This window comes from Dermacoccus sp. Ellin185, from assembly GCF_000152185.1.
GTDB classification, from domain to species: Bacteria; Actinomycetota; Actinomycetes; order Actinomycetales; family Dermatophilaceae; genus Dermacoccus; species Dermacoccus nishinomiyaensis.
In genome coordinates this window covers 110,009-130,472 of sequence record NZ_AEIQ01000064.1, presented here as the reverse complement: position 1 = coordinate 130,472, position 20,464 = coordinate 110,009, and the positions used below count along the sequence as shown (strand labels likewise).

The window sequence follows — 20,464 nt, the reverse complement described above, 5'->3', positions numbered from 1 at the left end:
TTGACGGGTCCACGCCGCGTCACGAGACTGGGCGTCATGACTGTTCTCCCTGCCGGTGCCCTTCCGTGGCAGACCTACCGTGACGTGCGGCTGCGGGCATTGTCGACGAACCCAGAGGCTTTCGGGTCGACGTTCGCCCGTGAGAGCGAGTTCACCGAGCAGGTCTGGGCCGAGCGCGCGATGAGCCCCGGCACGTACCTGTGGATGCCGGACGCGGGTGAGCCGGAGGCGTCGAGTCAGGTCGCGCCGCGCGCCGACGGGCTGATCGGCCTACGACCGGGCCAGGTGTACTTCGACGACCCGGCCGTCGTCGGCGCACTGGGGTACGAGGCACTCGAGATCGCGTTCCTCGTGCAGATGTGGGTGGAGCCGGCGCGCCGCGGCACCGGCGTGTTCGACGCGCTCGTCGACGCCGTCATCAGCGATGCGCGCCAGCAAGGGCTGCGCGCCATCGGGCTGCACGCCTACCGCGCCAACGAGCGCGCGGCTGCCGCGTACCGGCGTCGCGGGTTCCGGCTCGTCGAGAACCCGACAGCCGAGTGCCCGGCCGACGAGGCCGAGTACCTGCTCCCTCTATGACCCGCTGGAATCCTCCGGCCCCCAGCGGCCGCGCCCGTCCCATCCGCGATTCTTGGTTACTTCTGCGATGCAGGGAGCGGGGGCTCAGAAGAACCAGCCCTCCGGCAGCGGCTCGCCGTCGGGGCGCGCGCCGTGGGCGTGGCCGTCGAGCGGCGGGATGCCTGACGCCTCCATCGCCGCGACGTCAACGTAGTGCTCCCGCCCGAACGCGAGCGGGAAGACCTCGTCAGGCATCTCGAGGATGCCGCGCGCGTCCGACTGCGAGGCGTGCGCTGCGAGCGCCGCGCGCTTGTTCTCGAGCCAGGGCGTGACGTCGACGTAGAACGAGATCTCGCGCTCGGGCAGGCCGAGCGGGTTGCCGTCGTCCATGGGCTGATCGGGGTTGAACCCCTCCCCCTCGGGGTAGACGCCCGCCTCGACGGCCTTGCGATACATGACGCGCATGCGATCGCGGTTCATCGTCGATTCGAAAAGCCTCGGCGTCTCGCGCGTCAGCTCGAGCGCCCGGTGCATCACCGGGTGCACCTTGACGTGGTCGGGGTGGCCGTACCCGCCATGCCAGTCGTAACCGACGACGACGTCGGGGGCCTCTTCGTCGAGGATGTCGGCGAGCCGCTGGCCCGCTTCGGTGAGGTCGGCGCCGTGGAACGCCTTCTCGCCGGCGTTCTGCTCCCACCCCGTCATGCCGGAGTCGGCGTAGTCGAGCCACGCGACGCGCGCCGTGCCGAGCACCTGCGCCGACCCGGCGGCCTCGGTGCGTCGTCGATCGACGACGCTCTCGCCGGGCGCGAGGTCGTCGGGGGCATCCCCGTGATCACCGTTGGTCGCATACACGACGACGACACGATGTCCCTCGGAAACGGCTCGCGCCATCGCCCCCGAGGTCTGGCTCGCTTCGTCATCAGGGTGGGCGTGGAAGAAGAGAATCGTCGACACGCCCCATAGTTTCCGCCATCCGGCGGCATCAACCGCAATCGTGACCGGCGCGCGAGGACGATCTGTGGCCGCGGCGACCCGCGATCCCGGCCTGCGTGCACTCCACGAGTCGGCGCTGCGACGATCGAGGGCGTGCCTACCGGGCGGCCGTCTGCGTCACGTGACCAGCCACCGCACCCGCCGGGAACACGCCGGAGCCCCCCGGCTCGTGCGCCGGGGGGCTCTCGCGTCGAGGACGAGGCTCGTCAGAGGGAGCGTGCGCGGCGACGCAGCTGCATCGCGCGGATGATCTCGACGATGCCGGTGACGAGCAGGAACACACCCGCGATCCAGACGAGGGTCGCCATGGACGAGATGGGCGAGGCGACGAGCACGATGCCCGCGAGAATGCCGATGACGCTGGAGACGATGACCCACCCGCGGCCCTGGCCCTTCGTCGAAAGGCCGCGGGCGAGCATCGTCATCGAGTTCATGATCCAGCCGATGCCGATCCACAGCCCGAGCAGAGTGACGGAGTGCGTCTCGCTGCGGAAGCAGAGCAGACCGAGCACGACCGACAACGCGGACACGAGCAAGGATGCAGCGCGCACGAACCCCGGCATCGGCACCGCCAACCCGACGAACAGCCCCATGAGGCCGCTCAGCAGCAGAAAGATGCCGAACAGCACACCGATGACGACGGTGGTCGGCCCCGGCCAGATCAGGGCGATCAGACCGACGATGATGCTCACAGCGCCGACGCCAGCGATCGCCTTCCACGCGTGCGAGGCGAGACGATGCAGCGGTGTCTCGACGATGGTGCCTTCGAGGCTCATAGTAACTCCTTCGCGACGGGTGGGTCACGAGAAAGCGCTCGGTGTGTGCCTCCCGCCCCACATCCCGATTGTCCCACAAGCTCATGGGCGAACCCTGGAAGCAGGACATGCCCTACAGACTCACCCGGCCCAGGCCATAGCTCGCGGCCGAGCTGTCACTGCAGGACTTTCTCGATCACCTCACGCAAGTAGGGCGCCGTCGCGCTGTTGTCGTCTGCCGCGACGTCGGCCGGCGACCCCGCGACGACGACGCGGCCGCCGTCCTTGCCCGCGCCCGGCCCCATATCGATGACGTGGTCGGCCTGCGCGACCATGCGCATGTCGAGCTCGGCCATGACGACGGTGTTGCCCGCGTCGGTGAGGCCCTGCAGGTGGCGCATGAGGCGGTCGCTGTCAGCCGGGTGCAGGCCGGCCGTCGGCTCGTCGAGGACGTAGAGCGTGTCTCCGCGCGAGGCGCGCTGCAGTTCGGAGGCTAGCTTGACGCGCTGCGCCTCACCACCGGACAGCTCGGTGGCGGGCTGCCCCAGCCGCAGGTAGCCGAGGCCGACGTCGCGCAGCACCGCGAGGCTGTGATGGATCGAGTCTTCACCGTCGAAGAACGCGTGCGCCTCGTCGACGCTCATCGCGAGCACGTCGGCGACGGAGCGTTCGTGCCACGTCACCTCGAGCGTGCTCGCCTCGTACCGCGTGCCGTGGCAGTCGGGGCACGGCGTGTAGATGCTCGGCAGGAACAGCAGCTCGACCATGACGCTGCCCTCCCCCTCGCACGTCGGGCAACGACCGCCGGGCACGTTGAACGAGAATCGACCCGCCGTGTAGCCGCGGCGCTTCGCCTCGTCGGTCGCCGCGTAGAGCTTGCGGACGTGGTCGAACAGGCCCGTGTAGGTGGCCACGTTCGAGCGCGGCGTGCGTCCGATCGGTTTCTGGTCGATGACGACGACGCGGCGCACGCCCGGGGGCGCCTCGGTGACGCGTCCGCGAATGTCATCGACGTCGTCGCCGAGCAGCAGATCGGTCTCGGGGTCACCCGTCAGCTCGGGTTCGGGAGCGCCGCCGCTGCCGAGGTGCTCGCGCAGCAGCGCAGGCACCGCCTGGCTGACGAGGCTCGACTTGCCCGAGCCGGAGATACCCGTGACAGCGCTCAGGCATCCGACGGGGAAGCTGACGTCGAGGCCCTGCAGGTTGTTGCGCGTCACGTCCGCGAACGCCAGCCAGCCTTGCGGCTCGCGGGGCGAGCGCCGCGAAGAGGCGCCGGGGGCGTCGTCGTCGCGGGGAAACAGGTAGCGGCGGGTCTCGGACTCGGCGACGTCAGCGAGCCCGGACGGCGTGCCGCTGTAGAGCACTCGGCCGCCCTGCTCACCGGCTCCGGGGCCGATGTCGACGAGCCAGTCGGCTTCGTGGATGACGGTGAGCGAGTGCTCGACGACGAACACGCTGTTGCCGCGCTCCTTCAGCCCGTGCAGGATGCCGATGAGCGCGTCGAGGTCGCGCGGGTGCAGCCCGGCAGACGGCTCGTCCAGCACGTAGACGACACCGAACAGCTTCGACGACAGCTGCGTCGCGAGGCGCAGGCGCTGACGTTCGCCGCCGGAGAGCGTCGGCGTCGTGCGATCGAGCGAGAGGTAGCCCAGGCCGAGGTCGATCATCGGTTGCAGGCGCGTGACGAGGTCGGCTGCGAGACGTTGCGCTGCCGCGCGCTTCTCGACCGAGAGATTCGGCGTGCGCCGCACGTCGGGCGCGGCATCGTGCGATGCTCCGCCACCTGCCACGCGAGCCTGCGTCGACGCTTCCCGAGCTTCGGCGTCGAGCACGTGATCGTCCTGGTGCGCGACCTCGGCCGGGCTCCAGTCGTCAGTGGTGACGGCGCGCGCGATCTCGGCGAGGCGCTCGAGCGGCAGGTGCGAGAAGGCGGCGATGTCGAGCCCCTCGAACGTCACGGACAGCGCTTCGGGCTTGATCTTGGCGCCGTGGCAGGTGCCGCACAGCTCGCTCGTCAGGTAGCGCGAGGCGCGCTTCTTCGTCGTGGCGCTCTTGGCGTTGGCGAACGTGTCGAGCACGTAGCGTCGCGCTCCGATGAAGGTGCCCTGATAGCTCGGCTCCATGCCCTGCTTCTGCGCACGCCTCGTCTGCTTCGGCGTCAGGCCCGCGTACACGCCGACGCTGGGGCGCTCCTCGGTGAACAGGATCCAGTCGCGATCCTTCTTCGGCAGGTCCTTCCAGGGCGTGTCGACGTCGTAGCCGAGCGCGACGAGGATGTCGCGCTGGTTCTGCCCCGCCCACGCGACGGGCCAGGACGCGACGGCGCGCTCGCGGATCGTCAGCGACGGATCCGGCACCATGCTCTTCTCGGTGACCTCGTAGACACGGCCGATGCCGTGGCACGTCGGGCAGGCCCCTTGGACGGTGTTCGACGAGAAATCCTCCGCGTAGAGCATCGCCTGCCCCGGCGGATACCACCCGGCGCGCGAGTAGAGCATGCGCACAAGGCTCGACAATGTCGTCACCGTCGCGACATCGGAGCGCGCGCCGCCCCCACCGCGCTGTTGCTGCAGTGCGACGGCCGGCGGCAGGCCTTCGACGACGTCGACGTCCGGCACGCCCGCCTGGTCGATCAGACGCCGCGCGTACGGCGCGACGGACTCGAGGTAGCGCCGCTGCGACTCGGCGAACAACGTGCCGAACGCCAGCGACGACTTGCCCGAACCGGACACACCGGTGAACACGACGATCGAATCGCGCGGCAGGTCGAGCGCCACGTCCTTGAGGTTGTTCTGCCGCGCGCCGCGGACGACGACGCCGTCACGCCACGCGCTCGGCTCCGCCTGGTCGAGTGTTGATGCCTGCTCCTCATTCACGCCTGCGACGGTACCCGCCAGTGGCGACAACCCCGGAATTCCGCGGAATCTCGAGACGCCGACACCCGGTTGTCGGAGGTCGGTGCCAGACTGCGAGCATGACCGACGTCACACCCTGCATGTGGCTCGACTACACGGCGGAACCGGCCGCCGATCTCTAGCTCTCCTTGTTCCCGAACTCGCGGCGCGTCGACACCGTCCGCCATCCCGATGACCCGAAAACCCTGGGCCCAACGCCTCTCGCGCCGGGCGGGTAATGCTCGAGCAGGTCGAGCTCGACGTCCATCCGTTCACCCTGCTGAACGGCGGCCCGGTCTTTCCGCAGACGGAGGCCGTCAGCTTCCAGGTTTCCTGCGCCGGACAGGACGAGGTTGATCACTACTGGAACGGCCTGACGGCAAACGGTGGCTCCGAGAGCCCGTGCGGCTGGTGCAAGGATCCGTTCGACGTCAGTTGGCAGATCATTCCTCGCCGTTCCACCGAGTTGATGCAGACGCCCGACCCCGATGTCGTCGCACGCGTCTCACAGGCGATGTTCTCGATGACGAAACTGGTCGTCGCCGACCTCGAGACGGCGGCCGCCGGCTGAGCGGGGCAGGCACGACGAAGGCCCCCACCGCGGCGAGGGCCTTCGCTCGAGAGACTTGGATCCCCCGACCGCCTGGTGCTCTGGGGTCATCAGGTTGCCGGGGGCTTCACCCATTGTTACCCAGGACTTAACCTCGCAACAGTCTTGGGGGCGAAATTTCGGCGAAATGTGAGCGGTGAGACACCGGCCAGGGCCGTGGGGAGGGGGAGGTGGCCCTAGCCGGTGTCGTGGGCGAGCGGTCGTCCATCCGCTCGCGATTCGCGCCGACGACGAGGAGATGGACGTCGATCGGTCACGAGGTTCCTGCGACCCGGTGTGGTGGCGCCCCGGTGCGCGCCGAACACCACGAACGTCGCGCGGCGTGTGGGGCGCTCATCTCGGCGTCACGATCTGCGTGACTCACCGGTGCAGGAGGTCTGTGGAGTCGGCGGGGTCGGGCCCCGTCAGGAGGCGACGATCTTGCCGTCGCGGATGACGTAGGCGGCGCGGCGGTCGAGTTCGAGACTCGTCGCGGCGTTCGTCGTCGACGTCACCGTGCTCGCGTGCCGGACGCCCGTCGCGACGCCCGCGGCGGAGGCGTCGGCCGCGCTCAGTGTGCCGATGCCCATGACGGCGACGGCGGAGCTGACGGCGATGCCGCGTCCGAGCGACTTGAGGGAGCCGAAGATCGAGGTGGACTGTTGGCTGGTGTGCTTCGTGGTGTTCATGACGTTCACTCAACGCCCGGTGTCTATGAGCTTTCTGTGACGCTCTTGTGGCGTACCTACGGGCGTCGCAGACCGCCCCGCGACTCAGCCATGGCCCACGACGCGCGCACGATTCGACCAGGATCGTCGGGCAGGAGATAGGCGTCCCCGCGACTCGGAGGGCGGATCAGGCAGAACGGAGAGCGCAGGCCCATGGCGGCAGAGCAGAGGCGCAGCGTCACCGGGCGCGCGCGGGCCAGCCGCCCGGCCTCATGGACCGTCCAACGCTCAGCCCTGCTCCGGGGAAGCAGGGCGATCGGCCCCGCCGCCTCAGCGCTCGACCCCACGAAGGCCTCCCGAGACAGCCGGCAGCCCTCGACCGTCATGAACCACGTAGGCTCGCCCTCGTGAAGAGCGAATTTGCCACCATCGCCGCCGGCGTCGTCATGCTCGTGTTCGGGCTCGCTCTCGTCGCGGCGCTGGGCAAGGGCATTGCAGGGGCGATTCGTCGTCGCAGCTGGCCCGTCGTGGACGGTCATGTGCGTCTCGGCACCGGCAAGGACGGGCGCGAGAACTCGCTCGCACGCATCCGCTACACCGCGCCCGACGGCAGCCGTCAGCTCCTCGAGACCCCGACGGGTGGCATGAGCACGAACGGCCGCGACGGCCAGACGCTGCCGCTGCTCGTCGACCCGCACGACCCGGCGCACGCCGTGCCGAAGGCGTCGGGTGGCACCCTCGCGACGATGGGGTGCTTCGCCGCGATCAGCCTCTTCTTCGCCGTGTTCGGCGCGTTCGCCATCATCACCGTCCTCACCTGATGACGGGCACGCAGGCGCCCCCGGCCACCTCGCCAGCGGACGTCCGGCTACGCGCGACGCGTCTGTTCCTGCTCGCCGCAGGTCTGTTCGTGTTCCTCGCCGCCGAGATGTACCCCGTCGGCGCGATGCCCGACATGACGCGCGACCTCGGCGAGAGCGACGCCGCCGTCGGACGCCTCGTGACCTGGTACGCGGTCGGTGTCGGCGTCGCCGCCATCCCGCTCGTCATGCTGACGCGACGCCTGCCGCGCCGCCGCGTCATCGTCGCGTGCCTGCTCGCCCTGTTCGTCTCGATGGCGATGGCGGCGCTCGCGCCGAACCTGCTCGTCGTGACGATCGCGCGCTTCATCGGCGCCGCCGCGCATGGCGCGATCTTCGCGGTCGTGCCCGTGGCCGCGGCGAGTCTCGCGCGCCGGGGCGCCGAGGCGAAATCAGTCGCGAGCGCCTTTCTCGGCGCGAGCGTCGGCGTCGTAGCGGGGCCGCCGTTCGTCGCCGCCGTCAGCGACCATCTGGGGTGGCGCGTCGCGAGCGGCATCATCGCGGCCATCGCGCTCGGCGTCGCGATCGCGAGCCAGCTGAAGCTGCCGCCCCTCGAACCGGAGGCGCCCGGCGAGTTCTCGCTGCGCCTGCCGCGCGCCATGGCGGGCCCGTTCTTCACGCTGTGCGCCGTCGTCGCGGTCGTCGTGACGGCGCACAACGCGGCGTGGGCGTTCATCGCGCCGATCCTGGCGGCGAAGGGTATCTCGGGCACCGCGTTCGCCGTCGAACTGTTCGTCTACGGCGTTGCCGGCGCGGTGACGACGGCGTACGCGAGCCGACACCTCGACGCGCATCCGATGCGCGTCACGATGCTCGCCCTCGGCTGCATGGTCGTCGCGCTGCTCGCGCTGACGTTCTCGCCTGCCGCCGCGGTCGCCGCCATCGCCGCAGCTGCGTGGGGTGGTGCGTTCGGTGTGCTGCCGGTCGCGTTCCAGACGCGTGCGCTGTCGATGACGCCGGGTTTCACGGACGCGTCGACGCCGATCTACGTCGTCGCGTTCCAGGTCGGCATCAGCCTCGGCGCGCTCGTCGGCAGCGCGCTCATCACGCACGTCGACGCGACGACGCTGCCGCTGTTCGCCGCCATCGTGACGGCGCTCGCCGCGCTTTCGCTCGTGCAGCAACATCACCCGGAATCGCGTCGCCCCTGATGAGTTTATCGTTCGGACGCCGAACCTCCTACGCTTGAGCGTGACAACGGCCGCGCAATCGCGCGGAACGACGGGGCGCACTGCGCCACACCTGGGGAGATGCGATGCGAGACAACACCGGCCTCGGCCTCGGCTACCGATTCGCCTGGCGCCTCGAGTACATCGGCGTCTCGTGCTTCGGCCCGGCCCAGCACATGCCTGCGACCGACCCGAAGCGACGCCTGCGCCGCGAGCGCGCCGCCCGCGTCATCGCCGCGCACGAGGCGCGCGGCACCGAGGCGCCCGAGTGGGTGCGCCAGATCGTCGAGACCGGCGGGGACGCCCCCGTCAAGCAGCGTCGCGCCGACAAGGCACCGGCGGCCTGAGCTCACCCTGACGGGGTTGTCGGTGCCGGATGCAACACTGACGCCATGTTCTCCTTCGAGAGTCTCGAACTCCCTGTGATCGCCGCGCCGATGGCGGGCGGCCCTTCGACGAGTCGGCTCGTCATCGACTCATCGCGCGCCGGCGGGTGGGGCATGCTCGCCGGCGGCAACAAGAACGTCGACGCGTTGGCCGACGAGGTCCGTGACATTCAGGACGCGGGCGTCGCTGCCGGCGTCAACCTCTTCATCGCGGGGCCGCAGAGCACGGATGCCGCGGCCCTCGCGTCGCTGCGCGCGAAGATGCAGCCCGTGGCCGAGCGTTTCGACGTCGAGCTCGGTGAGCCGACGTGGGACGACGACGACTACGCCGCGAAGGTGGGCTGGCTCGTCGCGCATCCCGTCGACGTCGTGACGTTCACGTTCGGGCTACCGTCCGACGCCGACGTCACCGCGTTGCATGCGGCGGGTTCCTCGCTGGGTGCCACCGTCACGTGCCTCGACGATGCGCGCACCGCCGTCGCGCGGGGCATGGATTTCCTCGTCGTCCAGGGCCCTGACGCGGGCGGTCATCGCAGCACGTTCGACCTGCATGCCGACCCCGCCGTGGCACCCCTGCCCGATCTGCTCGAACAGATCCGCGCGGCCGTCGACGTGCCGCTGCTCGCGGCCGGCGGCATCGCGACGCCCGACGACACCGTCGCGGCGCTCGGCATGGGCGCCGTTGCAGTGCAGGCGGGTACGGCGTTCCTGCGCTCGTCGTCGGCAGGTTCGTCGGCGACGCATCGTGCGGCGCTCGCCTCGGACGACTTCACCGATACGGGTCTGACGCGCGCCTTCTCGGGGCGGTTCGCGCGCGGTCTCGTCAACGAGTTCATGTCGATGTTCGACGGCGTCGAGAACGTCTCGCCGTCGGCCTACCCGGAGGTCAACCGGATGCTCGCGCCGCTGCGTCGCGCCGCCGCCGAGGCGGGCGACCCGCAGTGGACGCACCTGTGGGCCGGGGCCGGGTGGCGTCGCACGGCGTCCGCGATGCCGGGCCGCATGATCGACGGTGACGCCGGCCGCATCACACGCTGGCTCGCAGGCCGCGAGGGCTGACGCGCCGTCAGATCTCGCGGACGACGCGCGCGGGGTTGCCGACGGCGACGACGTTCGCGGCCAGGTCCTTCGTCACGATCGAGCCCGCGCCGACGACGGTGTTCGCGCCGATCGTCACCTCGGCAACGTCGAGGCAGATGAAGCCGAAGTTCGCGAACGTGCGCGCCCCGATCGCCGTGCGGTAGCCGTAGTCGACCTGCAGCGGCGGTCGGATCTCACTGTCGTCCCCGAGGCTCCGAACAGTTCGCGCAACAGGGCGCGTCGCTCTTCGTACGCCGTCGGGTCGATCGTGTTGATCCGATGCGTGAAGCGCTACGCGCGATCCGATTCGGCGGCGAGCTGCGGATCGTCGGCGAGGTACAGGTCGCCGGCCAGCATGCGTTCGCGCATGGAGCGCTCGTCGGGGTGCGAGTTCGTCATGGCCTCGACGCTAGCGGACGGCGGCGCGGAGTAGACCTCGGCTCGGTTGGGGCTCGCGTTCCTCTCGGTAGATCTTCAGGACGGCCGGGGTCGCGGGCCAGGCATTGATCAGGTGCAGATCACCACCGTCATCCCGATAGGCGATGACGGTCAAGACCCGGCCCGCCGACGGGGAGTACCCGATGGACCGGGTCGAACTACTCACCCCGCGGGCCCGTCTGAGTGCTGTACTGACGACGGCCGCAGCCGGCGGCCCTCGATGACAGGGGTGACAGGCATCATGGCGTTCTTCCGCGCAGGGTTCTTCCGCACAATCGGCGTCAGCGTCGTTCTCGCCGCGGGGCTCGCAGCCGTTTCGGCGTGCAATCCGATCGACGAGAAGGTTTGCTCGAGCGGCTCCTACCCCGTCAAGGACAAGGGAGACGGGCCCGGGCAGACGTGCGTCAAAAGCGGCGATCCGATCCCGTCCGGATACACGACCTACGCACCCGGGCAGACGCCGACGACGCCGTGAACTGCGCGGCTCGGCGATCCGTGCCGTGCTGAGACAGCATCCAGGCCGCCCGTGATCGCCACACTCCGTCATCGCGCCTGCGAGCCTCCGTCGCTTGCAGACATGGAACGACCGCACCCGATCAGAGAAGGTGGCAACCTTTGGGTGCGGTCGCTCGGCGTGTGCGGTACGGATCAGCTCGTGGCGGCCACCCCCTCCCCCGTCAGGTCGCGGCGGCCGAGGCCGTCCGACGCCTTCGCCGTGGCGTAGAACGACGCTGCAAGGGTGGCGACGAGCAGCAGACCGGCGCTGAAGAGACGGCCGTCCATGACGGGCCCCTCGATCTCGTGGCCGGCAGCCTGCGCCCGCGCCGAACCGTTGAGGAACGGCACGATCGCGAGGACGCCGATGCCGAGGACGACCTCCGTCAGCACGACGCGCGGAAACGTCACGAGGACGTACGTGAACACGTTGCTGCCGCGCCCCGCCCGCTGCGCGCGGGCGATCTTCGGCATGAGGACGAGCTGGTTGTACGCCCCGGCGGCGACGAGACCGACGACGAGGACGATCTTCGCGAGCAGGAAGCGCCCGAACGGCGTCGTCACGAACTGCTCCCACGCCCCGACCTCGCGGTACGTCAGCCACGCCCCGGAGACGAGCACCATGCCGACGGCAACGAGCGCGAGCACGCCGAACCGCGCCCAGATTCGTGCCCACACGTCACCGGCGCTGACGTCGAGATGGCGTCGCGTGCGAGCCAGCAGCGCGAGCGCGATGAGCCCGCCGACCCAGAGCGAGCCCCCGATGATGTGCGCCTGAATGAGCATCTTGGCGACGACGTCGCCGAACTCGACGGCCTTCGTCGGGATCGACGGCACCAGCGAGGCGGCGACCGTCAGCCCTGCGGCGGCGACGGCGGCGGCGTGCGACCAGCGCGGCATCCGGCCGAACAGCATCGGCAGCAGGACGAGCGCCGCAAGCACGATGCAGACGTTGGCGACGGTCACGAGCGCACCGGTCGAGATCCACTCGCCGGCCTTGGCGGGCTTCGTCAGGTAATCGGCGACGGCCGACGGGCGCAGCGCGTCGGCGTACGCCATCCCCTTGCCGGCCCGCGCGACACGGGCTGCGAGCTGGAACCAGGCGACGACGAGCAGGACGATCGTGCCGACGGCTGCGAGACGCAGCGCACGACGCGTCAGGAGCGCCGCGTCATCGGGGTTCACCGTCGTGTCGCGTCGGACGGCGGGCCGGACGACACTCAGGTACGTCCAGACGCCGCCGATGGCGCAGGCCAGGCCCATGAAATAGGCGAACTTCGTGAGGATCCGCCACACCGGCGGGATGACATCGGGGAGGGCCGTAGCCGTGACAACCATGCTCATAGTTAGGTGAGCCTAACCTTACTTAGAATGCTGGTGTCGATTTGGCCCACATGAAGTGACGAAAATCCGTCCGGCGGTCCGTCATCGCTCTGCCGCAACATCCCCGAAGCGCACCAGGACGCACGAATGGGCGCCCGCCGGCGATCACCGCAACCGATGCGCCGCGGACGTCACCTCATCCGTCAGCCGCGCGAGCGCCCGAGTCTCGAGGCGCCAGCACTGCCAGAACAGGGGCACGTCGAGGTCGCCAACGCCCGGCACGCGCCTGAGGTGATCGTCCTCGTCCGCGAGCCCCTCCGGCACCATGCCCCACCCGAGGCCGGCCCGCACCGCGGCCGCAAAACCCTCGGCGGACGGGATGACATGCTCGACCCTCGGCTCGAGGCCGGCCACAGCGAGGATGCGCCGCTGCAGGTCGTCCCGGTCGTTGAAGCGCAGCGTCGGCAGCTCGGCGAGGCGCCCCGAACAGCGCTCCCACAGGTCGCGACGCACGAGCGGTACGTAGCGCATGATGCCCAGCTCACTGACCGAACACCCTTGCACCGCAGCAGAACTCGCCGTCACCGCACCCAGGACGGCACCCTCGCGCAGCAGCCGCGCCGAGTGATCCTGATCCTCGACGAAGACCCGCAGCCGCGCGTCACCCCACTCGGCCACCGTGGTGAGCACCTCGACGAACCATGTCGCGAGCGAGTCGGCGTTGACGGCGACCGGCAGGTCGACGACGTCACCCGGTAGCGTCCGACCCGGCGCCGCCGAACCGAGCGCGCGCTGCAACTCGGCGTCGACGAGAGCCCGCTGCCGCGCTCCGCGCAGCAGGACCTCCCCGACGGCGGTGACGCGCACGGGCGAGGTGCGCACGAGGACGACCTGCCCTACTGCCTGTTCGAGCGCCTTGATGCGCTGCGAGATCGCCGACGGCGACACCCGCAGCGCGGCCGACGCTCCGTCGAACGTCCCCTCGTCGACGCAGGCCAGGAGCGCCTCGAGCCACTCGCCACGCAGTTTCATGGGGCCACCCTAGTGAAGCAGCACTGAAGTACCCACAGTTTCATGAACTGCCCTTCATCCACGCACACTCCTAACGTCACTGCCATGACGCACCTGCTCACCGGCTTCCTCACCGGCCTCGGCCTCATCGTCGCCATCGGATCGCAGAACGCCTTCGTCCTGCGTCAGGGGTTGCTGCGTCACCACGTCGGGCTCGTCGTCGTCATCTGCGCGCTCGGCGACATCGTCCTCGAACTCGCCGGTGTGCTCGGCATGGGTGCCGTCGTCTCCGCGCATCCGGACGCGCTGCGCGTGATCAAGTGGCTGGGTGCGGCCTATCTCGTCTGGTTCGGGCTCGACTCGTTCAAGAACGCGCGCCACGCGGGCAGCCTCAGCCCGGCCGACGCGCCCCCGATGAGCCGGCGTGCGGCCGCCGCCACGGTCGCGAGCCTGACGTTCCTCAACCCGCATGTCTATCTCGACACGGTCGTCATGCTCGGTACCGTCGCAAACTGCCATGGCGCGCAAGGGCGTTGGTGGTTCTACGTCGGGTCGATCAGCGCGAGCGTGCTGTGGTTCGTCGCGCTCGGGCTCGGCGCGCGTCTGCTGACGCCCCTCGTCCGCAACGCCCGCACCTGGCAGGTCATCGACACGGTCGTCGGCGTCATGATGTTCGTCTTCGCCGCACTGCTCGTGACGTCGTCCTGACCGCCCTACCGCGCCGCACGAGCGTCCGAAGGCGCCGTACTATAGCCCGGCGCGTAGAGATCGCGGCAAGATGCGAGCACCGGACTAGGTAGAAACCCGTTCATCTGTCACGCTGGTGCCGTGACTTTCTCTGTGTGGTTCGATGGCGACGAAACCCTGTGGGACAGGCGGGGCCACATGCTCACCGGCCTCCTCGACGAACCCTCCCACGTCGACGACGCCACGCGCGCGCCCGAGCTGTTCCCCGACGTCCTGCCCGCCATGGTCGACCTGGCGGAGCGCGGCAGCGTCAACCTCATCGACTACGCACCCATGCCCGCCGGCCATGAGCACGTCCTGCCCCCGTTCGCCACCCACGTCGACGCGCCCGGAGCACCGTCGGACCTGCCGCCCGAGCTGCACGACACCGAAGCCGACCTCAACTGGCTCGCCACGTTCGAGCGCATCGACGCCGTCATCGCCGAGAGCGGCTCCACCCCCGACGACGTCGTGCTCATCAGCAACACCGTCGGACCCTTCGCGAAGGCGGCCGAGCGCGGCTGGCTGACGGTGTGGCTCAACCGCGACCGCGTCGCCAACCTCTCGGAGACGATGCCCAGCGCCGAGATCCACTCGCTGCTCGACCTGCCCGAGGCCCTCGACGCCATCGATGAGGCCCGCGCCATCATCGCGGGGCTCATGCCGAGCAGCGAGGCGACCCTCGCGACGGCGCTCGACGGCGTCACCCCCGCCTGAGGCGACGGGGCACAAGGACACCACGCGTCAGGGTGTTTCGCTCACAAAAACACCCGTTGACTACAGTTGATGGCCGCACCGATCGGTGCGGCCATTGCCGTCCCCGCGCACTGGTGATCGCCTACCGAAGGACGACCCACCATGGTCGACTCCCCCGCCAGCCACGGCGCGTCATCCGCGACGCCTGAGCCCGGCGCTGCGAACTCGCCCGACGTCGACGCACCGCGCGTCGCCCTCTCCGGTGGCCGCACCCGCCCGTCGCTCGACGACCGCGGTTTCCTCGGCCACCCCTCCGGCCTGGGCACGCTGTTCAACGCCGAACTGTGGGAACGCTTCAGCTACTACGGCATGCGCGCCATCCTCGCGTACTACCTCTACACGGCCGTCAGCGAGGGCGGGCTCGGCATCGACCAGCCGACAGCCCTGTCGATCGTCGCGACGTACGGTGCGTCGGTCTACCTGCTCAGCGTCGTCGGCGCGTGGCTCGCCGACCGCGTCATCGGCGCCTTCCGCGCGACGCTGTACGGCGCCGTCGTCATCATGCTCGGCCACGTCTTCCTCGCGCTGCCGGTCGCGGCGATGTCGTGGGCCGGCATCGCCACCGTCGCGCTCGGAACGGGCCTGCAGAAGGCGGCCATCTCGGCGGTCGTCGGGCAGCTGTACGACCGTGAGGACGGCCGTCGCGACGCCGGTTTCTCGATCTTCTACATGTCGGTCAACATCGGCTCGTTCTGCGCGCCGTTCGTCGTGACGTTCCTCAAGGACAGGTGGGGTTTCCACGCCGGATTCTCCGCCGCGGCCGTCGGCATGGCCTTCGGGCTGATCGGCCTGTTCGTGTTTCGCAAGCACCTGCACGGCGCAGGAACGAACCCGACGAGCCCGCTCACCGCGGCCGAACGCGGCACCGTCATGCGACGCGTGGGGCTCGGCGTCGTCGGCGTCGCGGCCGTCGCCGCGATCTGCTTCGCCCTGTCGGGGACGACGGCGAACGGCGTCATCAACACCGTCACGGTGTTGTCCGTCATCGCCGCGGTCGGCATGTTCGCGATGATGTTCAAGAGCCCCAAGGTGAGCGCCGCCGAACGCCGCCATCTGCAGGCGTACGTGCCGTTGTGGATCGGCGCCGCGCTGTTCTGGATGATCTTCGAGCAGGCCGCGAGCAAGATGGCCGCGTTCGCCGCCGAGCGCACCGACCTCGGCTCGATCTTCGGCATCAAGGTGAACGCCGAGTTCTTCCAGAGCGTCAACCCGCTGTTCGTCGTGGCCCTCGCGCCCGTCTTCGCCGCGATCTGGCTGCGCCGCGCCGGCAAGTTCCCGAGCACCGGCGCGAAGTTCGCGTTCGGCGTGCTCATGGCCGGCCTGTCGTTCGTGCTGCTCGCGTTCTACTCGAACCTGTGGCCGCACGGCCCGACGGCGCCGATGTGGGCGCTCGCGAGCGTCTTCGTCGTCCAGACGATCGGCGAACTGTGCCTGTCGCCCGTCGGCATCTCCGCGACGACGAAGCTCGCACCCGCCGCGTTCACGACCCAGGCGATGGCGCTGTGGTACCTCACGTCCGCCGTCGGCCAGTCGGCCGCCGCGCAGGCCATCCGCCTCATGGAGGGCCTCAGCGACACGACCTTCTTCCTGACGCTCGGCCTCATCACCGCCGGTTTCTCGCTCGTCCTCATGGCCCTCGTGCCGTGGATCGGACGCCACATGCGCGACGTCGAAGCCGTCAAGACGGTGTGAGCAATGCGTCGTGACGACGGCCTGGGCTGACGGCTCGAGCCCCGTTGGGGCGACACCCGCGGCCTGAGGATGCGAGGTGCGGCGCTCGATATCGAAGACGGCGAGACGCGCAGGAGGGGCAGGTGGATGACCACCTGCCCCTCCTGCGAGTTACCCATCTGCGATTCCTGTCCACTTCGACGAATGTGGACGAAGATCGCAGATGGGTATGGTGCTCTGACAGCTGCCGACCGTCACGTCACCACCAGGCGTGGAAGTGGTGGACGGGGCCGTGGCCGTCGCCGCGCCCGACGTCGAGGTCGCCACTCGCGGCGAGCGCCTCCGTCACGTAATCCTTGGCCTCCCGCGTCGCCTGCGCCCACGAATCGCGTTGCGGCCGGAGTGCCGTCATCGCCGCCGACAGGGTGCATCCGGTGCCGTGCGTGTTGCGCGTGTCGATGCGTGGCGCGCTCAACCGAGCGGGCTCGTCGCTCTCGGCGGGGACGAGGAGGACGTCGTCGCTCTTCGCGCCGCCGCCATGGCCGCCCTTGAGCAGCACACCGGAACCGAGGGCGACGAGGGCGCGCGCGACGTCATCGCTCGCCTCGCGTGGCGCGTCGTCGAGATCGAGCAGGACCGCGGCCTCCGCGAGGTTCGGCGTGATGACGTCGACCTCGGGCACGAGACGCTCGCGCAGCGCGGTGACGGCGTCCTCGTCGATGAGCCGGTCGCCGCTCGAGGCGACCATGACAGGGTCGAGGACGCGCGGCACCCCGCGCAGCGCCGGGTGGTCGGCGAGCACGTCGGCGACGGTCTCGATGACGGCCGCCGAGCCCAGCATGCCGATCTTAAGCGCGTCGATGCGGACGTCGTCCACCAGGTTCTCGAGCTGCGTGCGTACCTGCTGCGGCGTCATCTGCGTCACCGCCGCGACGCCCCGCGTGTTCTGCGCGACGACGGCCGTCACAACAGCGCACCCATGCGTGCGCAGGGCGCCGAAAGCCTTGAGATCAGCCATGATTCCCGCACCGCCGCTGGGGTCGGTGCCGGCGATCGTCAGGACGTTGGGGATGCTCATCTCAGACTCCCTGTGCTCGAACCGCCGGCGGCGTCGAGTTCACGGCGCAGCGCCTGGGTCGCGGCGAGCGGATCGGGCTGCCCGCAGATCGCCGACACGACGGCGACGCCCTGCGCGCCGGCGGCCACGAGCGCGCGCAGGTCCGGCAGCTTCACCCCGCCGATGACGACGTTGGCGAACCCGCCGGCCCGTGCCGCGTCCGTGATGGCGCCGACGCCGTCAAGCCCGAGCGGTTGCGCTGCGTCCGGCTTCGTCGGCGTCGCACGGAACGGCCCGATGCCCAGCAGGTCGACGGTGCCGCGCGGCAACCTCGTTGCAGCAGCGACCTGTTCGAGGTTCGACACCGACCAGCCGAGGTGGAAGCCCTCACCGACGACACGGTCGGCGAGGCGCCGCGCCACGACAGGATCAAGGTCACTCTGGCCGAGGTGCACGCCGTCAGCCCCGACGGCGAGCGCCACGTCGAGACGGTCGTCGACGACGACGCGGACGCGCCGTGCTGTCGCAACGGCGTCGATGACCCGCGTTGTGAGAGAGCACAATTCGCGGGTTGAAGCGTCGTGGTCGCGGATCTGGATCATGTCGACACCACCGCGCGCAGCAGCCTCGGCCGTCTCGACGACACCGTCGGGCCCGCCACACAGCGCCGTATCGGTGACGAGGTACAGCTCGACGCCGCGCCCGTCAGACATCACGACGCCACTCGCAGATCGAGCGTCGCTGCGACGCTATCGCCCTCGAGGCGCGCCAGGGCGTCGAGGAGTTCGACCGCGAACGAACCCGGGCCGCTCGCCCAGTGCGCGGCGTCCTCGGCGGCGAGCGTCATCGTCGCGGTCGCGGCGGCGGCAGCGAGCTGCGCCGACCCGGCGACCGGTAGGTAGGCCGCGACGAGCGCTCCGAGCGCGCACCCGACGCCCGTCACCTTCGTCATGATGGCGTCGCCGTTGCCGATGCGCACCGTCGGTGCGCCCGGCGCGACGACGGCATCGACGACACCGCTGACGGCGACAGCCCCGCCCGTGCGCTCCGCGAGTCGCGACGCTGCCGCGAGCGCCGCGTCGACGTCGTCACCGGCGTCGACCCCGCGTCCCGCACCCTGTTCGCCGGCCAACCCGAGCACCTCGGAGGCATTGCCGCGGATGACGGCCGGGGCGTGTTCGAGCAGGTCGCGAGCGAGCTGAGTGCGCACCGGCAGGGTGCCGACCGCGACCGGGTCGAGGCACCACGGGCGCCCGGCCTCGGCGCGCGCGGCAGCCGTCGCGCGCATCGCCTCGGCTGTCGCCGCCGTCACGGTGCCGACGTTGACGAGCAACCCGTCCGCGATACCGGCGAAGATCGGGCCCTCCTCGAGCGAGTCGACCATGGCCGGCGACGCTCCGACAGCGAGCAGCACGTTCGCCGTGAAACCGGTGACGACGGCGTTCGTCATGCACTGCGTGAGCGGTGCGGCGTCACGCACGGCGTCGATGACGCGCCCGATCGCTTCGGGGGTGATGGCGAGCGCCTGAGCTGACGCGTCCGTGCCTGCCTCGTGCGCGGCGTCGGGGGACTGTGCGTCGGGGCGGCTCCTGTCGCCGCTTCTCTGGCTAACGCTGCGTGTCGCGTCGCTCGACGCGCCTGGGGTGTGGTCGGGCTCGTTCGTGGGCGCAGTCATCGTGCGTCTCCTTCCTCCGCCGGCATGATCCGGATCAGGTGTAGGCACCCTCGTGAAGAGGATGCTGGCGGTCGGCTTGCGCCCCTCAGCCGTGATGGCTCCCGCGGGACGACCCCAGCTTCGCAGATGACGTACCCCGCGTGGGCTTCGTGTCCCACGGACGCAGGTGCGGAACGTCGATGGCGTGTGGACGTGTTCGCCCGGCCAGCCCCACCGCCGTACCCATACCTCCCCCTCGCGCGTCACGACGCCGAGCGAGAAACCCACCGCGCCCATCACAGTCCGTCGCGCAGCACGCGTCAGCACCGACGAGTCCGACGCGTCGTCACCCCAGGAAGTTCGCGTGGGGCCTGGCGGCAACGGTCACCTGCGCCGCCCCCAACGGGTGGGTCACGTAGCCTGGTGGCAGATCAGCCACCCCGCGCGCGAGGAGTCAGACATGCCCCAGGCCCAGATCGGCATCTTCGTCGATGGTGCGACGTCGAGCGAGTACGTCGAGTTCGAGGTCGAGCCCGGCTCGCTGACGAAGCTGTCGCAGCTGCTGCCGCTGTTCGAGGCCGAGCAGGACGACGTGGGCGTCAACTTCGTCGTCGGCGTGCGGCCGTCGCTGATGCAGCAGATCGCCGCCGATCACGCCCCCGAGAACGTTCATGACTTCGACACCGACGTCGTCGGAACCGACGGCTACGTCATCCCGGGCACGCAGCGCGACCTCGTCTTCTGGGTGTTCGGCGGCGCGCGCGACAAGGTGTTCGACGCGACGCGTCACCTCATCTCGTTGACGCGCCAGGTCGTGCCCGGCACACGCGTCGTCGACGAGACGGAGGGCTGGGTCTACCAGACGAACCGCGACCTCACGGGTTTCATCGACGGCACCGAGAACCCGACGACGATCGAGCAGTACGACGAGGCCATCGTCGCCGACGGCAAGCCGGGCGCCGGCTCGAGCGTGCTGCTGCTGCAGAAGTGGCCGCACAAGCAGGCGAAGTGGGAGGCCCTCTCCACGGAGGAGCAGGAGAAGGTCATCGGCCGCTCCAAGGTCGACTCGATCGAGATGGACCCCAAGCCCGAGACATCGCACGCCGAACGCACCGACCAGGACGACTTCGGCCACATCGTGCGCCGCAACATGCCGTTCGGTGACGTCGGCGAGCACGGCACGATGTTCGTCGGCTTCGCGTGCGAGCAGAAGCGCCTGCACGACATGCTCGAATCGATGGCCGGCGTCGGTGACCACCCGCGCGACGAACTGACGAAGTACTCGAACGCCGAGACCGGCTCGTACTACGTCATCCCGCCGGTCGACGCGTTCAAGGGCTGACGGCGAGCCCTCGACGTCGCGCCCGAGAGCGGGCGG

Annotated in this window: 20 protein-coding genes and 1 pseudogene; 11 read left to right on the top strand and 10 right to left on the bottom strand. The window is 70.0% G+C overall.

Annotated elements, in window-relative coordinates; genetic code table 11:
• Positions 1–36 precede the first annotated feature (36 nt).
• On the top strand, positions 37–579 hold the full coding sequence (locus HMPREF0321_RS06625; protein ID WP_006945007.1) for a GNAT family N-acetyltransferase: 543 nt from the start codon (positions 37–39) through the stop codon (positions 577–579).
• A gap of 84 nt (positions 580–663) precedes the next feature.
• Here HMPREF0321_RS06625 and HMPREF0321_RS06620 read toward each other — a convergent pair whose 3' ends face one another.
• The 3 genes from HMPREF0321_RS06620 to HMPREF0321_RS06610 form a co-directional block, all read right to left on the bottom strand.
• Positions 664–1,515 (bottom strand): PIG-L deacetylase family protein, encoded by an 852-nt coding sequence (locus HMPREF0321_RS06620; protein WP_006945163.1) that lies wholly within the window; start codon positions 1,513–1,515, stop codon positions 664–666.
• Positions 1,516–1,760: 245 nt separating this feature from the next.
• Positions 1,761–2,330, bottom strand: coding sequence for an HdeD family acid-resistance protein (locus HMPREF0321_RS06615; protein WP_006945042.1), 570 nt, complete (start codon positions 2,328–2,330; stop codon positions 1,761–1,763).
• A 155-nt stretch (positions 2,331–2,485) separates the two neighbouring features.
• Entirely contained in the window at positions 2,486–5,185 is a 2,700-nt protein-coding gene (locus HMPREF0321_RS06610) for an excinuclease ABC subunit UvrA (protein WP_006945083.1), read from the bottom strand.
• Between the two features lie 256 nt (positions 5,186–5,441).
• On the opposite strand from HMPREF0321_RS06610, the gene HMPREF0321_RS06605 reads away from it, so the two are divergent.
• Positions 5,442–5,774, top strand: coding sequence for a VOC family protein (locus HMPREF0321_RS06605; protein ID WP_006945165.1), 333 nt, complete (start codon positions 5,442–5,444; stop codon positions 5,772–5,774).
• 443 nt (positions 5,775–6,217) lie between these two features.
• On the opposite strand, the gene HMPREF0321_RS06600 is transcribed toward HMPREF0321_RS06605, so the two are convergent.
• Positions 6,218–6,481 carry a hypothetical protein gene (locus tag HMPREF0321_RS06600; RefSeq protein ID WP_139023572.1) on the bottom strand — a complete coding sequence of 88 codons (264 nt, stop codon included), beginning with the start codon at positions 6,479–6,481 and terminating at the stop codon, positions 6,218–6,220.
• 386 nt (positions 6,482–6,867) lie between these two features.
• On the opposite strand from HMPREF0321_RS06600, the gene HMPREF0321_RS06590 reads away from it, so the two are divergent.
• The 4 genes from HMPREF0321_RS06590 (at position 6,868) to HMPREF0321_RS06575 (ending at position 9,934) form a co-directional block, all read left to right on the top strand.
• Positions 6,868–7,281: a DUF3592 domain-containing protein gene (locus tag HMPREF0321_RS06590; protein ID WP_006945176.1), complete on the top strand. Its 414-nt coding sequence runs from the start codon at positions 6,868–6,870 to the stop codon at positions 7,279–7,281.
• Positions 7,281–8,471 carry an MFS transporter gene (locus HMPREF0321_RS06585; RefSeq protein ID WP_006945129.1) on the top strand — a complete coding sequence of 397 codons (1,191 nt, stop codon included), beginning with the start codon at positions 7,281–7,283 and terminating at the stop codon, positions 8,469–8,471. The genes HMPREF0321_RS06590 and HMPREF0321_RS06585 overlap by 1 nt, the downstream gene beginning before the upstream one ends.
• A 104-nt stretch (positions 8,472–8,575) precedes the next feature.
• Positions 8,576–8,836: a hypothetical protein gene (locus HMPREF0321_RS06580; RefSeq protein ID WP_006945053.1), complete on the top strand. Its 261-nt coding sequence runs from the start codon at positions 8,576–8,578 to the stop codon at positions 8,834–8,836.
• Positions 8,837–8,881: 45 nt separating this feature from the next.
• A complete protein-coding gene (locus tag HMPREF0321_RS06575; RefSeq protein WP_006945033.1) occupies positions 8,882–9,934 on the top strand; it encodes a nitronate monooxygenase family protein in 1,053 nt (350 codons plus the stop codon).
• Between the two features lie 114 nt (positions 9,935–10,048).
• Here the strand turns inward: HMPREF0321_RS06575 and HMPREF0321_RS17380 are convergent.
• Positions 10,049–10,312: pseudogene (locus HMPREF0321_RS17380) on the bottom strand (maltose acetyltransferase domain-containing protein).
• A 301-nt stretch (positions 10,313–10,613) separates the two neighbouring features.
• Here HMPREF0321_RS17380 and HMPREF0321_RS06565 point away from each other — a divergent pair.
• Complete coding sequence (locus tag HMPREF0321_RS06565; RefSeq protein ID WP_175282467.1) at positions 10,614–10,868, top strand: hypothetical protein; 255 nt, start codon at positions 10,614–10,616, stop codon at positions 10,866–10,868.
• 173 nt (positions 10,869–11,041) lie between these two features.
• On the opposite strand, the gene HMPREF0321_RS06560 is transcribed toward HMPREF0321_RS06565, so the two are convergent.
• Positions 11,042–12,232: a copper resistance D family protein gene (locus HMPREF0321_RS06560; RefSeq protein ID WP_006945038.1), complete on the bottom strand. Its 1,191-nt coding sequence runs from the start codon at positions 12,230–12,232 to the stop codon at positions 11,042–11,044.
• Positions 12,233–12,376: 144 nt separating this feature from the next.
• Positions 12,377–13,243: an ArgP/LysG family DNA-binding transcriptional regulator gene (locus HMPREF0321_RS06555; protein WP_006945085.1), complete on the bottom strand. Its 867-nt coding sequence runs from the start codon at positions 13,241–13,243 to the stop codon at positions 12,377–12,379.
• 84 nt (positions 13,244–13,327) lie between these two features.
• Between HMPREF0321_RS06555 and HMPREF0321_RS06550 the strand changes: the two genes are divergently transcribed.
• The 3 genes from HMPREF0321_RS06550 to HMPREF0321_RS06540 all read left to right on the top strand — a co-directional run bounded on the left by HMPREF0321_RS06550 (position 13,328) and on the right by HMPREF0321_RS06540 (position 16,396).
• Positions 13,328–13,930: a LysE/ArgO family amino acid transporter gene (locus tag HMPREF0321_RS06550; protein ID WP_006945100.1), complete on the top strand. Its 603-nt coding sequence runs from the start codon at positions 13,328–13,330 to the stop codon at positions 13,928–13,930.
• Between the two features lie 177 nt (positions 13,931–14,107).
• On the top strand, positions 14,108–14,665 hold the full coding sequence (locus HMPREF0321_RS06545) for a hypothetical protein (RefSeq protein WP_006945095.1): 558 nt from the start codon (positions 14,108–14,110) through the stop codon (positions 14,663–14,665).
• A gap of 141 nt (positions 14,666–14,806) precedes the next feature.
• Positions 14,807–16,396, top strand: coding sequence for a peptide MFS transporter (locus HMPREF0321_RS06540; RefSeq protein WP_006945180.1), 1,590 nt, complete (start codon positions 14,807–14,809; stop codon positions 16,394–16,396).
• Positions 16,397–16,634: 238 nt separating this feature from the next.
• On the opposite strand, the gene thiD is transcribed toward HMPREF0321_RS06540, so the two are convergent.
• From thiD to thiM, 3 genes are read right to left on the bottom strand one after another with little or no spacing between them, the layout of a single operon-like run.
• Positions 16,635–17,453, bottom strand: coding sequence for a bifunctional hydroxymethylpyrimidine kinase/phosphomethylpyrimidine kinase (thiD, locus tag HMPREF0321_RS06535; RefSeq protein ID WP_006945156.1), 819 nt, complete (start codon positions 17,451–17,453; stop codon positions 16,635–16,637).
• A complete protein-coding gene (gene thiE, locus HMPREF0321_RS06530) occupies positions 17,450–18,145 on the bottom strand; it encodes a thiamine phosphate synthase (RefSeq protein WP_006945094.1) in 696 nt (231 codons plus the stop codon). The genes thiD and thiE overlap by 4 nt, the downstream gene beginning before the upstream one ends.
• Positions 18,145–19,107 carry a hydroxyethylthiazole kinase gene (gene thiM, locus HMPREF0321_RS06525; protein WP_006945058.1) on the bottom strand — a complete coding sequence of 321 codons (963 nt, stop codon included), beginning with the start codon at positions 19,105–19,107 and terminating at the stop codon, positions 18,145–18,147. The genes thiE and thiM overlap by 1 nt, the downstream gene beginning before the upstream one ends.
• A 439-nt stretch (positions 19,108–19,546) precedes the next feature.
• On the opposite strand from thiM, the gene HMPREF0321_RS06520 reads away from it, so the two are divergent.
• The gene (locus tag HMPREF0321_RS06520) at positions 19,547–20,428 is read left to right on the top strand and encodes a Dyp-type peroxidase (RefSeq protein ID WP_006945140.1); all 882 of its coding nucleotides are present in this window, start codon (positions 19,547–19,549) and stop codon (positions 20,426–20,428) included.
• The last annotated feature ends 36 nt before the right edge of the window (positions 20,429–20,464 follow it).

What these genes read in the sequence shown, in the direction of transcription:
- HMPREF0321_RS06565 (WP_175282467.1), top strand. Translation starts at nt 10,614, where the DNA reads ATGACAGGGGTGACAGGCATCATGGCGTTCTTCCGCGCAGGGTTCTTC.
- HMPREF0321_RS06615 (WP_006945042.1), bottom strand. Translation starts at nt 2,330, where the DNA reads ATGAGCCTCGAAGGCACCATCGTCGAGACACCGCTGCATCGTCTCGCC.
- HMPREF0321_RS06550 (WP_006945100.1), top strand. Translation starts at nt 13,328, where the DNA reads ATGACGCACCTGCTCACCGGCTTCCTCACCGGCCTCGGCCTCATCGTC.
- HMPREF0321_RS06580 (WP_006945053.1), top strand. Translation starts at nt 8,576, where the DNA reads ATGCGAGACAACACCGGCCTCGGCCTCGGCTACCGATTCGCCTGGCGC.
- HMPREF0321_RS06555 (WP_006945085.1), bottom strand. Translation starts at nt 13,243, where the DNA reads ATGAAACTGCGTGGCGAGTGGCTCGAGGCGCTCCTGGCCTGCGTCGAC.
- HMPREF0321_RS06605 (WP_006945165.1), top strand. Translation starts at nt 5,442, where the DNA reads ATGCTCGAGCAGGTCGAGCTCGACGTCCATCCGTTCACCCTGCTGAAC.
- HMPREF0321_RS06560 (WP_006945038.1), bottom strand. Translation starts at nt 12,232, where the DNA reads ATGAGCATGGTTGTCACGGCTACGGCCCTCCCCGATGTCATCCCGCCG.
- thiD (WP_006945156.1), bottom strand. Translation starts at nt 17,453, where the DNA reads ATGAGCATCCCCAACGTCCTGACGATCGCCGGCACCGACCCCAGCGGC.
- HMPREF0321_RS06540 (WP_006945180.1), top strand. Translation starts at nt 14,807, where the DNA reads ATGGTCGACTCCCCCGCCAGCCACGGCGCGTCATCCGCGACGCCTGAG.
- HMPREF0321_RS06600 (WP_139023572.1), bottom strand. Translation starts at nt 6,481, where the DNA reads ATGAACACCACGAAGCACACCAGCCAACAGTCCACCTCGATCTTCGGC.
- HMPREF0321_RS06625 (WP_006945007.1), top strand. Translation starts at nt 37, where the DNA reads ATGACTGTTCTCCCTGCCGGTGCCCTTCCGTGGCAGACCTACCGTGAC.
- HMPREF0321_RS06585 (WP_006945129.1), top strand. Translation starts at nt 7,281, where the DNA reads ATGACGGGCACGCAGGCGCCCCCGGCCACCTCGCCAGCGGACGTCCGG.
- HMPREF0321_RS06520 (WP_006945140.1), top strand. Translation starts at nt 19,547, where the DNA reads ATGCCCCAGGCCCAGATCGGCATCTTCGTCGATGGTGCGACGTCGAGC.
- HMPREF0321_RS06545 (WP_006945095.1), top strand. Translation starts at nt 14,108, where the DNA reads ATGCTCACCGGCCTCCTCGACGAACCCTCCCACGTCGACGACGCCACG.
- HMPREF0321_RS06575 (WP_006945033.1), top strand. Translation starts at nt 8,882, where the DNA reads ATGTTCTCCTTCGAGAGTCTCGAACTCCCTGTGATCGCCGCGCCGATG.
- thiE (WP_006945094.1), bottom strand. Translation starts at nt 18,145, where the DNA reads ATGTCTGACGGGCGCGGCGTCGAGCTGTACCTCGTCACCGATACGGCG.
- thiM (WP_006945058.1), bottom strand. Translation starts at nt 19,107, where the DNA reads ATGACTGCGCCCACGAACGAGCCCGACCACACCCCAGGCGCGTCGAGC.